Source organism: Mesorhizobium sp. M7D.F.Ca.US.004.03.1.1 (assembly GCF_003998635.1).
GTDB classification, from domain to species: domain Bacteria; phylum Pseudomonadota; class Alphaproteobacteria; order Rhizobiales; family Rhizobiaceae; genus Mesorhizobium; species Mesorhizobium loti.
Window position 1 is genome coordinate 1 of the sequence record NZ_RZQG01000092.1, and the last position, 11,726, is coordinate 11,726.

Genomic DNA, 11,726 nt, shown 5'->3' on the forward strand with positions numbered 1-11,726 from the left:
CAACAGGGCTTCGAAGCCAGCGACGCTGCCATCCTCGAGCCGCACGATCGGCTGGTAGGCGAGGGTGAATTCGCGCCGTTCGATAGCGCGGCGCAGGTCGGATTCGAACTGGAGCCTGTCGGTGCCGACGGTGCGGAAAGCCGGACGGAACGGCTCGATCCTGTCGCCTCCGAAGCGCTTGGCCTGATGCATGGCAAGCTCGGCATCCTTGACCATGTCCTCGGCCGACATCTGCGGCGAATTCCAGGTGATCAGCCCGATCGAGGCGGTCAGCACGATCTCGCGCTTGGCGAAGGTGATCGGGTTGTTGATGGCATGCTTGATGGCGTCCGCCACGGCGGCGATGCGGGCCGGGTCCTGTTCGGACAGCAGCATCAGCGCGAACTGATCGCCGGCAAAGCGCGACAGCGAATCCTTCGGCTTGAGCAATCTATGCAGCCGTCGCGCGATGGTCAGCAGAATGGTGTCGCCGGCCGAGATGCCGAGCCCGTCATTGACCTGCTTGAAACGGTCGATGTCGATGACGAAAACGGTTGGCCGCACCTTCTCTTCGGTGCGGGCGATCGAGATGATCGCTTCCAGCCGGTTCATCAACAATTCGCGGTTCGGCAGGCCGGTCAGATTGTCATGCACGGCGTCGTGCAACAGCCTTTCCTCTGACTTTTTCTGCTCGGTCACGTCGACCATGGTGCCGACGCAGCGAATCACTTCGCCGTCCGATCCGATCACCGGCCGTGCCCTGAGCGAGAACCAGTGATAGTGCCCATCGGCGCCGCGCAAGCGAAAATTCTGCGATACCCGGCCGCGCCGGTGTTCGAGCACGACGTCGAGTGTCGTGCGGAACGTGTCGCGGTCGTCGGCATGCAGCACGGGCAACCAGTTGCGCGCCGCACCGCCGAGGCTGTTCGGCGCCAGTCCTAGCTGGATGCTGACATCGGGCTTGGTGACGACGCGGTCGCGCAGCACGTCCCAGTCCCACACCGTGTCGCCCGATCCAGCCACCGCCAATGCCTGCCGCTCGAGGTCGGAGAACAGGCCCTGATGCAGCGCGCCGCCGGCAAAGGCATGCTGCATGACGGTGAAGCCGATCAGAAGGATGATCAGGATCAACCCGCCGCCCAGGGCCGGCTGGGCGATATCGTTGTCGAGCATGCCGGTGATCGCCATCCACGACCCGCATAGCCACAACAGCACCATGACCCAACTGGGCACCAGCATGATGGCGCGGTCGTAGCCGCGTATGCCGAGGAAGATGATCAGGCCGAGCCCGGTCAGCGCGGTGGCGGCGAAGGACAATCTGGCGATGCCGGCGGCGACCGCCGGATCGACGATGGCGACGCCGGCGATCAGCACCAGTCCGAGGATCCAGACCAGCGCGCCATAGCTGAAATGGCCGTGCCATCGGTTGAGATTGAGATAGGCGAACAGGAACACCACGAAGGTTCCCGCCAGCGCCACCTCCGTTCCCGCTCGCCACATCTGCTCATTGCCGGGCGAGATCTCGATGACCTTGTTGAGGAATCCGAAATCGACGCAGATATAGGCGAGAACCGCCCAGGCAAGTGCGGCGGTCGCCGGGAACATCGAGGTTCCCTTGACCACGAAAAGGATGGTCAGGAACAGCGCCAGAAGGCCGGCAATGCCGATGACGATGCCGCGAAACAGCGTGTAGGAATTGACCGAGTCCTTGTAGGATTCCGGATCCCACAGGTAGACCTGCGGCAACTTCGGCGAGGCGAGTTCGGCGATGAAGGTGATCACCGTGCCGGGGTTCAGCGTCACCCGGAATACGTCGGCGTCGGGGCTGGTCTGGCGGTCGAGCGCGAAGCCCTCGCTTGGCGTGATGGCGGCGATGCGGGTCGAGCCGAGATCCGGCCAGAAGATACCGGAATTCACCAGGCGGAAATGCGGTGCGACGATCAGCCTGTCGAGCTGCTGGTCGGTGGTGTTGGCGAGCGCGAACACCGCCCAGTCGCCGGTCGAACGCGCATCATTGGCCTCGACCTCGATGCGCCGCACGATGCCGTCCGGTCCCGGCGCGGTCGACACCTGGAAATTCTCGCCCTGGTTCCGATAGATCTCGACGGCGCCGGAAAGGTCGAGCGCGACGTCGTCACGGGCAATCTTGATCGGTTCGACGGCGAAGGCCGACGATGCCGCGCACAGCGTCAGGATTGTCCCGAGGACAAAGGCGAACAGCGGCCCGTTGCGCAGGAATTTCGTCAAAAATCAGTCCTTCGTTCCAACGCCCGGCGGATCGTCCGCGATCCGGGCGTAGAGGTAGTGGTCCTGCCAGATGCCGTTGATCCTGAGATAGGATCGCAGAAGTCCTTCGCGCCGGAATCCGGCTTTTTCAAGCACGCGGATCGACCGGATATTGTCGGGAATACAGGCCGCTTCGATCCGGTGCAACCTCAGCGTATCGAAGGCGAAGCGGGCCACCACCTTGACCGCGTCGGTCATCAGGCCGCGGCCGCCAAAGCGTTCGCCGATCCAGTAGCCGACATGGCCGCTTTGCGAGACGCCGTGGCGTATGTTGCCGAGCGTGATACCGCCCGCCAGTTTGCCGCTGCTCTTCTCGAAGATGAAGAAGGCGATCGCAGTCCCTTGCGCATAGTCTTCGCGGTAGCGGCTGATGCGCAGCCGCCATGCGGTGCGGTCGAGTTCATCCGGCGTCCAGCGCGGCTCCCATGGTTCGAGGAAGGCCCGGCTTTCGCCACGCACCGTCGCCCACTCGCGGTAGTCGTTGGTGAACGGCACGCGCAGCGTGACGCGGTCGCCTTTCAGTGCCGGCAGGTCACGGCGAAAGAAAGGGAGCGCGAACACGGCGCTTTGAGGGGCTTAGACGGCGAGCTTGCGGGCCGTGGTCTGCGTGCCAGCGAGCGATTCGAGGATCGCTTCGTATGGCGCCAGCGTACCCACAGGCCCGACAGCGGTAAGCGTCGGCTTGGTCGAGAACAGCCGCGACGACAGATCGGTCAGCCGTTCGATCGTCAGCGCCGACAGCCTTTCCATCAGTTCCTCCTTGGCGATCGGCCGGCCGAACAGAAGCAGTTGCCGTGCGATCTGCGAAGCCCGGCTAGCCGGGCTTTCGGCGGACATGATCAGCCCGGCGCGATATTGGGCGCGCGCGCGGTCGAGTTCTTCCTGCAGGATTTTCTCGCCGGCCTTCTGCAGTTCGTCGATGATGACAGGCACCAGTTCGGCGATGTCGCTCTGGCCGGTCGCGGCATGGACGCCGAAGACGCCGGTGTCGGAAAATCCCCAATGGAAGGCATAGACCGAATAACACAGGCCACGCTTCTCGCGGACCTCCTGGAACAGGCGCGACGACATGCCACCGCCGAGGATCATCGACAGCACCTGCGAGGCATAGAAATCGCGCACATGATAGGCGCGGCCTTCGAATCCCAGGACGATCTGCGCGTCCATCAGGTCGCGGTCTTCGCGGAAGTCGCCGCCGACATATTGCGCATATTGCGGGATGGTGCTGTCGGCCTTGCTGCGGAAGCCGCCGAGCTGCTTTTCGACTTCGCGCACGAAATTGTCGTGCTTGATGTCGCCGGCGGCGACGATCACCATGCGCTCGGCGCCATATTGCCGCTCGATGAAGTCGTGGAGTTGCTTGGAGGTGAAGGATTTGACCGTTTCGGGCGTGCCGAGAATGGAGCGCCCAATCGTCTGATGGCGATAGGCGGTTTCCGTGAAGCGGTCGAAAACGATGTCGTCGGGTGTGTCGTGCGCGGCGCCGATCTCCTGCAGGATCACATGCTGTTCGCGTTCAAGCTCCTGCGGATCGAATTCGGACTCCTGCAGGATGTCGGCAAGAATGTCGACAGCCAGCGGCACGTCGTCGGAGAGCACCCTGGCATAGTAGGAGGTGGTCTCGACGCTGGTGGCGGCGTTGATCTCGCCGCCGACGTCCTCGATCTCCGAGGCAATTTCGAAGGCGCTTCGCCTTTTCGTGCCCTTGAACGCCATGTGCTCGAGCAGATGGGCCATGCCATGCTCGTCGTCGCGTTCATTGCGGGCACCCGACTTGACCCAGGCACCAAGGGCAACCGATTCGATGCTTTGAAGGGTTTCGGTGGCGACTGTCAGGCCGTTCGACAGACGGCTTACCTCAACACCCATATGGCTACTACTCCCTAACGCGCCGCCCGCGCGCGGCGGCCGACGTAATCTTCCACCATTTTCAGGTCGGATGGAAGTACCGTGTATTTTTCCTCCGCTGTCATCAACCCACCTAGCCATGCGGGCAGTGCGGGGAAGACGCCGCTGGCGGCTTCGACGGCGGCCGGGAATTTTGCCGGGTGGGCGGTGCCCAGCACCACCATCGGCACCGCGCCTGACGCCTTGCCCGCCGCGACATGCACGGCTGCGGCGGTGTGCGGATCGAGCAGATAGTTGCTGGCCGCGAGCGTCGCGCGGATGGTGGCGGCGACCTCGTCCATATCAGCCCGGCCGGCGTCGAATTCGGACCGCATGCTAGCGATTTGCTGGGTTTCGATGGTGAAAGCGCCGGATTGCTTCAGGCTGTCCATGTAGCGTCGCACGGTCGCGGCGTCACGGCCGGAGGCCTCGAACAGCAAGCGTTCGAAATTGGACGACACCTGGATATCCATCGACGGCGACGTGGTCGCAAAGACGCCCTTGGTGCGGTATTCGCCGGTCGCGAAGGTCCGCGCCAGGATGTCGTTGTCGTTGGTGGCGATGACCAGCCGCTCGATCGGCAGGCCCATCTTCTTGGCCGCGTAGCCGGCGAAGATATCGCCGAAATTGCCGGTTGGCACCGTGAAGGAGACCGGCCTGTCCGGCGCGCCGAGCGACAGCGCCGAGGAGAAATAATAGACGATCTGGGCCATGATGCGGGCCCAGTTGATCGAATTGACGCCTGAAAGCGCCACCCGGTCGCGGAAGCTGTGATCGTTGAACATGTCCTTGAGCAGGCCCTGGCAATCGTCGAAATTGCCTTCGATCGCCAGCGCATGGACGTTTTCAGCCGTCGACGTCGTCATCTGCCGCTGCTGCACCGGCGAGACGCGGCCGTGCGGGAACAGGATGAAGATGTCGGTGCGGCTGCGCCCGGCAAAGGCATCGATTGCCGCCCCGCCAGTATCGCCAGAGGTGGCGCCGACGATGGTGGCGTGCTGATCGCGTTCGGTAAGCACATGGTCCATCAGCCGGGCGAGAAGCTGCATCGCCACGTCCTTGAAGGCGAGCGTCGGCCCGTGGAAGAGTTCCAGGATGAAGGTGTTGGGGCCGGTCTGCACCAGCGGACAGACGGCCTCGTGACGGAAGGTGGCATAGGCTTCGCGCACCAGCCGTTCAAAGACGGGCGCCGGGATTTCGCCGCCAAGGAACGGCGACAGCACGCGGATGGCAAGATCGGGATAGGCAAGGCCGCGCATGGCGTGGATCTCGGCCGCGGAAAACTGCGGCCACTCACGCGGCACATAAAGCCCGCCGTCGCGCGCCAGCCCAGCCAGCACGGCATCGGAAAATCCAAGAACGGGGGCTTCCCCGCGGGTACTCACATATTGCATGTCACAAATCCGTTACTGCTTGGCTTTTCCGTCCACCGCAAGGTGGTTAATTTCTGCGCTGGCTCAGTCGCATTTTTGCCGCGCGGTTGATATACGTCACCAGCTTTGCGAGAGGGAAGTGCAGTTTCATGGCGTTTCGTACATTCAGTGGTCGCTTTTTGGCGGGTCTTGCGCTCACCGGCTTTATGCTTGCCGCCGCCGGCTGCCAATCGGGCGACAATGGCATCCTGAACCTCGGCATCGGCAAGAAGGATCCGACGGTTCCACCGCCGCCTCAGGATCCCAAGATCCTGGCCAGCCAGTTGCAGGCCTATTGCCCCCGGGTGACAGTGCGCGACGGCACGGCCTTCTTCAACACCTACGCCAAGGGCGTCCAGAAGCCCAAGCCCAAGCTCAAGAAGACCGGCGACGCCGCGCAGGATGCCGCGGCCCAGGCTGAGGCCGACGCCGCTGCAACTCCGCCCGACGAGTCGGCGAACATCATCTACCAGGCATCGGTCAGCGACGTGACACGCGACTGCAGCCGTGCCAACGGCCAGCTGACGATGAAGATCGCGGTCGCCGGCAAGATCGTGCCGGGACCGAAGTTCTCGCCCGGCACCATCACCATGCCGATCCGCACCGCGGTGATGCATGGCACCGACGTGCTTTACTCGCAGATTCACCAGTATCAGGTCCAGGTCACCGACCCCTCGGTCGCCACACAGTTCGTCTTCACCGATTCCAATATTGTCGTGCCCGAGCCGACGGCGCAGGACTATCAGGCCTTTGCCGGCTATGATGAAAACGCGCCGAAGGCGACGACGGACAAGCCGAAGAGGACCCACCGCAAGAGAACTGCCGCGACGAACTAGAGCGCGGCAGTTGCACGAGGCGTGCGTCGCTGCGCACGCTTCTCAGGCGTCAGACCACTCCGACAGCGCCGCGATCACGCTTTTCAGCTCCGCCCAGCGGCGGATCACCGTCTCGGCGCCGGCCTCGGTCAATGCGTCGGCATGGCCGGGATAGCTGTGGGCCGCGCCGGTGAAGCCGATCACGCGCATGCCTGCCGCCCTGGCGCCGTGGACGCCGTGCACGGAATCCTCAATGACGAAAGTGTTTGCCGGGTTGGCGTTGAGTGTCTCCGCCGCAAACAGGAACACGTCGGGCGCCGGCTTGGTCTTCTTGCTTGGTATTTCCAGCGCCGAAAAGATCCGGCCGGCGAAAAACGGCAGCAGATGCACCTTCTCCAGCATGAATTCGATCCGTTCCGAGCGAGAATTCGAGCAGACGCAGCGCGGCGCCGTTACTGCGGCAACCGCCTCGCGAACCCCGTCTATGGCGCGTACGTCGCTACGCAATTTGCGGTCGACAAGGTCCTCGGCACGGTCGATCAGCGAGGCCTGGAACGGAATGCTGGATTTCTCCTCGACCCGCATCATGATGTCCTTGAAGGTCAGTCCGGCATAGGTCTCGGAAATCTCCTCAGCCGATATTTCGTACCCGGCTAGGGTCAGCAGTTCCGCCTCGACGCGGGCGGCGATGATTTCGGAATCGACGAGCACGCCGTCGCAATCGAAGATGACAAGGTCTGGCTGGGGCATGGCGATCCGGACAATGGGAGGATGAAGTGGCCTCGGGAGGCTCAGGCGGCGCGGCATACACCAACAGGGCCACCTTCGCAAATTCGGCAGTCTTCACCGAATATTTACGCTGATCGGTAACCATAACAGAGAGTAAAACAGTAACGCGTGCCTTGGGTGTCAGAATGTCTGCCGTGCGTCTTCTCGACGAGCTATCCCACGCTCCCCAGCAATCCGAATGGCTGGACACGATCCTCAAGGGCGACTGCGTCGCCGCACTCGACCGGCTGCCCGAAAAGTCGATCGACGTCATCTTCGCCGATCCACCCTACAATCTGCAGCTCGACGGCGACCTGCACCGGCCCGATCAGTCCAAGGTCGACGCCGTCGACGACGACTGGGACCAGTTCGAGAGTTTTGAAGCTTACGACGCCTTCACGCGTGCCTGGCTTCTGGCGGCGCGCCGGGTGCTGAAGCCCAACGGCACCATCTGGGTCATCGGCTCCTATCACAACATCTTCCGGGTCGGCGCCAAGATGCAGGATCTCGGCTTCTGGATCCTCAACGACGTCGTCTGGCGCAAGACCAACCCGATGCCGAATTTCCGTGGCCGCCGCTTCCAGAACGCGCATGAGACGATGATCTGGGCCACGCGCGACCAGAAGGGCAAGGGCTATACCTTCAACTACGAAGCCATGAAGGCGTCCAACGACGACATCCAGATGCGTTCCGACTGGCTGTTCCCGATCTGCACCGGCGGCGAGCGACTCAAGAACGACAATGGCGACAAGCTGCATCCGACGCAGAAGCCGGAAGCGCTGCTTGCCCGCATCATGATGGCCTCGACCAAACCGGGCGACATCGTGCTCGATCCCTTCTTCGGCTCCGGCACCACCGGCGCGGTGGCAAAACGCCTCGGCCGCCATTTCGTCGGCATCGAGCGCGAGCAGGCCTATATCGACGCCGCCAACGAGCGCATCGACGCGGTGCAGCCATTGGATGGCGCGGATCTCACCGTGCTCACCGGCAAGCGCGCCGAGCCGCGCGTTGCCTTCGTCAGCCTGATCGACACCGGCCTGGTGATGCCCGGCGCCACGCTCTACGACGCCAAGAAGCGCTGGGCGGCCAAGGTGCGCGCCGACGGCACGGTGGCGATCGGCGACAGCGCCGGCTCGATCCACAAGATCGGCGCCGAAGTGCAGGGCCTGGATGCCTGCAACGGCTGGACCTTCTGGCACTATGAGCGCAGCGGCGGCCTGACCCCGATTGACGAGCTTCGCCGCATTGCACGGCTTGGCATGGAGCGGGCAGGGGCCTGAGCCCCTGCCAATTGCGTCGAATTCCGTTGATTCAAAGTCGCAACGGATCGCGCGAAGCGATTCAAATCACGCCTTGATTCCGTGACGTTCAAGGTCTGCTTGAAGCGTTTTCGCATCGGTGAACAGCACCGACTGCCAGCCCGCCGCCTTGGCGCCGTCGACATTCTTCTGGCTATCATCGATGAACAGCGTCGCCGCCGGTTCGAGGCCGAAGGCAGCGACGTGATGATCGTAAATGCCGCGATCCGGCTTGATCAGGCCGATCTCACCGGAGATCGTGACGCCACGCGGCCGTTCGAGAAAATCGAAGCGCTCGCGGGCCTCGGCCAGCGTGTCGCTGGCAAAATTGGTCAGCATGGTCACGTCGTGGCCGCTCTCGATCAGGCCGACCATGATGGCGACGCTGTCGTCATAGGCATGCGGCACCATCTCGTGCCAGTGGCGGCGGAAACTGCGGATGTTTTCGGCGTGATCGGGATGGTCCGCGATCAGCAGCGCCTCGGCCTCTTCCCAGGTCCGTCCGCGGTCCTGCTCGATGTTCCAGTCATGCGTGCAGACATTGTCGAAGAACCACCTTCTCTCTTCGGCATCCGGAATGAGGCGGCTGAACGGAATGTTGGGATCGTAGTGGATCAGCACTCTACCGATGTCGAAAACGATGTGGCGTATTTCAGTCATGGGGCCTCTTTGCACTGTGCGGCGACGGCTTTTTCGTCGCGTCGGGTATCGCCGCTTCAATTGCCTTTTTCATGACGGTCGGCAGTGCTTCCCCGGAAATTTCATGGGCCAGCGACCAGAAATGTCCCGCCGGCACATCACCTTTGATGTGGGCGTGAAAGACTTCGAGTTCGAGAGCGAAATGCGTGAAGACATGTGCAATGCGGCCTGCATGCCGCCAGTCGGCGGGGAAGGGCGCTGCCGCCTCCGTGGTGTCGCCATCGATCCGCGCGGTCCAGCCAGTCGTCGGTACCTCGGTCATGCCGCCAAGCAGGCCTTTCTCCGCCCGCTTACGCAGAAGGATAGCGCCGTCGCTTCTGACCGCGACGAAGGCCGCGCCGCGCCGCAGGGGCTTGTCGGCCTTTGGCAGGCGCACCGGAAAGTGTTCGGGATCGCCTGAAAGGACGGCGCTGCAGTCTTCGCGCAGCGGGCACAGCATGCAGCGCGGCCGCCGTGGGGTGCAGATGGTGGCGCCGAGATCCATCATCGCCTGAGCGAAGTCGCCAGGCCTTGCCCCGGGCACCATGCGCTCGACATGGGCGCGGATCTCGGGCTTGGCCTCGCTCAACGGCGCTGTGATCGAAAACAACCGGGAGATGACGCGTTCGACATTGCCGTCGACAACGGCGGCGGGGCGGTCGAAGGCGATCGCCGTAATCGCCGCCGACGTATAGGCGCCGATGCCAGGCAATTCTCTCAAAGCCGTCTCCGTGTCGGGAAACCGGCCGCCACGTTGAGCCACCAGATCGGCACAGGCCTTGAGATTGCGGGCGCGGGAATAGTAGCCGAGCCCGGCCCAGGCCTTCATCACGTCTTCGGTCGGTGCTGCGGCCAGTGCCTCGACATCGGGCCATTTCTCGACGAAAACCCGGAAATAGGCCTTCACCGCTTCGACGGTGGTCTGCTGCAGCATGACCTCGGACAGCCAGATACGGTAGGGATCGGGCCTTGCGCCTTGCGCATGCTCACGTGGCGTGATCCGCCATGGCAACTCACGGTGGTGCACATCGTACCAGTCGAGCAAGCGGGATGCGATATCCCCGGATGTGGCTTTACCACTATCCCCGGATGCGGTCTTGCGGGTCTGGTCTGCTGATGCCATTGATCTTGTATTGGCTTGGCCGGTATCTGCTGGGTCGTGGCTGGAGAACGTACATGGCAGGGAGAACGCCCTACAGCAATCCCGTCCCGGTCAGTGATCTCGCGACCAAGATCCTCGATCCGGTGCTGCGAAAGCGGGCCGGCATTTCGATCGGCCTCGTCCAGTCATGGGAAGAGATTGCCGGTCCACGGCTGGCCAGCCACTCGCGCCCCGAAAAGATCCAGTGGCCGCGCCGCATGCATGAGGACGATCCATTCGAGCCGGCGGTGCTGGTCATCGCCTGCGAAGGCATGGCGGCACTTCATCTGCAGCACGAGACCGGCGAGATCATCAACCGGGTCAACGCCTTCCTCGGTTTCACCGCCATCAGCCGCATCAGGATCCTGCAGAAGCCGGTGACAACTGATAAAGGACGGCGCAAGCCGGCCCTCAGGCCGCTGACGGCTGCCGAGAAGATGAAATTGTCGGGAACCGTCGGCCTGGTCGACAATGATGCGTTGCGCGCCTCTCTGGAAAAACTTGGCGCGACCATTATTGGGGAGAGAAAGTCATAGGCCTCTCGAAGAAAGTCATGGATTTGTCGTCAATATCTCGCATTCGTGATCGCCCCTGTCAGGTTTGGCGATTGGATTGGGGATCGAGATGCCTTAATTCGCGCCAACTCTCGCCTTTTCGTGCCTTTGCATTGCAAAATCCAACCCTTGTCAGGTGATTCGTATGAACCGTCCCCCGTTCGGCCAAAGCTTGTCTCGCAGAAACGTCCTGTCTTCGCTGGCCGCCATTCCGGCGGTCGCCCTGCTCGCCGCCTGCAGCGACTCTGGCCAGGAAGCGAAGGCCGCGGATGTGAAGCCCGCCGATCCTGCCGCTCCCGCAAAGCCGGCCACGCCGGCCGCCGCTACCGCGCCGGAAGCCCAGGGCACCGTGGACATGGTGGAACTGATGAAGCCGGGTGCACTGCCTGACAAGCAGCTTGGCAAGGACGACGCCAAGGTCACCATCGTCGAATACGCCTCGATGACCTGCCCGCACTGCGCGCATTTCGCCGAGACCACCTTTCCGGACCTGAAGACCAAGTACATCGACACCGGCAAGGCGCGCTACATCCTGCGCGAATTCCCGTTCGATCCGAGCGCCGAAGCCGGTTTCATGCTGGCGCGCTGCGCCAAGGATAACTATTTCCCGATGGTCGACGTCCTGTTCCGGCAGCAGGCGAACTGGGTTGGCGTCCAGAATACCAAGGATGCGCTGCTGCAAATCTCGAAGCTCGCCGGTTTTACACAGGAGTCCTTCGAGGCCTGCTTGACGGACCAGAAACTTCTGGACGATGTGAGATCGGTCCAGAAGCGCGGCGCCAATGAATTCAAGGTCGACTCGACACCGACCTTCTTCATCAACGGTAAGACCTACAAAGGGGCGATGTCGATTGAGGAAATGTCGGCCATCATCGACCCTCTGCTCTGACGTTCAGTCAGCCCTGAGG

General features: G+C 62.8%; 11 protein-coding genes. 4 read left to right on the top strand and 7 right to left on the bottom strand.

The features are described from left to right. From EN935_RS08445 to thrC, 4 genes are all read right to left on the bottom strand, one after another. A partial coding sequence (locus EN935_RS08445) for a diguanylate cyclase (RefSeq protein ID WP_127373264.1) occupies positions 1 to 2,226 on the bottom strand: 2,226 nt, incomplete at its 3' end. Between the two features lie 3 nt (positions 2,227 to 2,229). Next, complete coding sequence (locus EN935_RS08450; RefSeq protein ID WP_057145501.1) at positions 2,230 to 2,826, bottom strand: GNAT family protein; 597 nt, start codon at positions 2,824 to 2,826, stop codon at positions 2,230 to 2,232. Positions 2,827 to 2,841: 15 nt separating this feature from the next. Next, a complete protein-coding gene (locus tag EN935_RS08455) occupies positions 2,842 to 4,134 on the bottom strand; it encodes a pitrilysin family protein (protein WP_056580991.1) in 1,293 nt (430 codons plus the stop codon). A gap of 14 nt (positions 4,135 to 4,148) precedes the next feature. Continuing rightward, positions 4,149 to 5,546: a threonine synthase gene (thrC, locus tag EN935_RS08460; protein WP_127264726.1), complete on the bottom strand. Its 1,398-nt coding sequence runs from the start codon at positions 5,544 to 5,546 to the stop codon at positions 4,149 to 4,151. Between the two features lie 128 nt (positions 5,547 to 5,674). Here thrC and EN935_RS08465 point away from each other — a divergent pair, with 128 nt between their 5' ends. Further along, the gene (locus EN935_RS08465; RefSeq protein WP_127264727.1) at positions 5,675 to 6,400 is read left to right on the top strand and encodes a hypothetical protein; all 726 of its coding nucleotides are present in this window, start codon (positions 5,675 to 5,677) and stop codon (positions 6,398 to 6,400) included. 42 nt (positions 6,401 to 6,442) lie between these two features. Here EN935_RS08465 and EN935_RS08470 read toward each other — a convergent pair whose 3' ends face one another. Then, positions 6,443 to 7,129: an HAD family hydrolase gene (locus EN935_RS08470; protein ID WP_024503624.1), complete on the bottom strand. Its 687-nt coding sequence runs from the start codon at positions 7,127 to 7,129 to the stop codon at positions 6,443 to 6,445. Between the two features lie 164 nt (positions 7,130 to 7,293). Between EN935_RS08470 and EN935_RS08475 the strand changes: the two genes are divergently transcribed. After that, complete coding sequence (locus tag EN935_RS08475; RefSeq protein ID WP_127264728.1) at positions 7,294 to 8,427, top strand: site-specific DNA-methyltransferase; 1,134 nt, start codon at positions 7,294 to 7,296, stop codon at positions 8,425 to 8,427. Between the two features lie 66 nt (positions 8,428 to 8,493). Here EN935_RS08475 and EN935_RS08480 read toward each other — a convergent pair whose 3' ends face one another. Beyond that, positions 8,494 to 9,105 carry an HAD family phosphatase gene (locus EN935_RS08480; RefSeq protein ID WP_127264729.1) on the bottom strand — a complete coding sequence of 204 codons (612 nt, stop codon included), beginning with the start codon at positions 9,103 to 9,105 and terminating at the stop codon, positions 8,494 to 8,496. After that, positions 9,098 to 10,246 (bottom strand): A/G-specific adenine glycosylase, encoded by a 1,149-nt coding sequence (mutY, locus tag EN935_RS08485; RefSeq protein ID WP_126068414.1) that lies wholly within the window; start codon positions 10,244 to 10,246, stop codon positions 9,098 to 9,100. Before mutY ends, EN935_RS08480 begins: the two co-directional genes overlap by 8 nt. 53 nt (positions 10,247 to 10,299) lie before the next feature. Here mutY and EN935_RS08490 point away from each other — a divergent pair, with 53 nt between their 5' ends. Together EN935_RS08490 and EN935_RS08495 are read left to right on the top strand one after the other, a co-directional pair. Beyond that, positions 10,300 to 10,800: a DUF721 domain-containing protein gene (locus EN935_RS08490; RefSeq protein ID WP_127264730.1), complete on the top strand. Its 501-nt coding sequence runs from the start codon at positions 10,300 to 10,302 to the stop codon at positions 10,798 to 10,800. 163 nt (positions 10,801 to 10,963) lie between these two features. Next, positions 10,964 to 11,707, top strand: coding sequence for a DsbA family protein (locus EN935_RS08495; RefSeq protein ID WP_127373265.1), 744 nt, complete (start codon positions 10,964 to 10,966; stop codon positions 11,705 to 11,707). The last annotated feature ends 19 nt before the right edge of the window (positions 11,708 to 11,726 follow it).

What these genes read in the sequence shown, in the direction of transcription:
- EN935_RS08455 (WP_056580991.1), bottom strand. Translation starts at nt 4,134, where the DNA reads ATGGGTGTTGAGGTAAGCCGTCTGTCGAACGGCCTGACAGTCGCCACC.
- thrC (WP_127264726.1), bottom strand. Translation starts at nt 5,546, where the DNA reads ATGCAATATGTGAGTACCCGCGGGGAAGCCCCCGTTCTTGGATTTTCC.
- EN935_RS08465 (WP_127264727.1), top strand. Translation starts at nt 5,675, where the DNA reads ATGGCGTTTCGTACATTCAGTGGTCGCTTTTTGGCGGGTCTTGCGCTC.
- EN935_RS08470 (WP_024503624.1), bottom strand. Translation starts at nt 7,129, where the DNA reads ATGCCCCAGCCAGACCTTGTCATCTTCGATTGCGACGGCGTGCTCGTC.
- EN935_RS08475 (WP_127264728.1), top strand. Translation starts at nt 7,294, where the DNA reads ATGTCTGCCGTGCGTCTTCTCGACGAGCTATCCCACGCTCCCCAGCAA.
- EN935_RS08480 (WP_127264729.1), bottom strand. Translation starts at nt 9,105, where the DNA reads ATGACTGAAATACGCCACATCGTTTTCGACATCGGTAGAGTGCTGATC.
- mutY (WP_126068414.1), bottom strand. Translation starts at nt 10,246, where the DNA reads ATGGCATCAGCAGACCAGACCCGCAAGACCGCATCCGGGGATAGTGGT.
- EN935_RS08490 (WP_127264730.1), top strand. Translation starts at nt 10,300, where the DNA reads ATGGCAGGGAGAACGCCCTACAGCAATCCCGTCCCGGTCAGTGATCTC.
- EN935_RS08495 (WP_127373265.1), top strand. Translation starts at nt 10,964, where the DNA reads ATGAACCGTCCCCCGTTCGGCCAAAGCTTGTCTCGCAGAAACGTCCTG.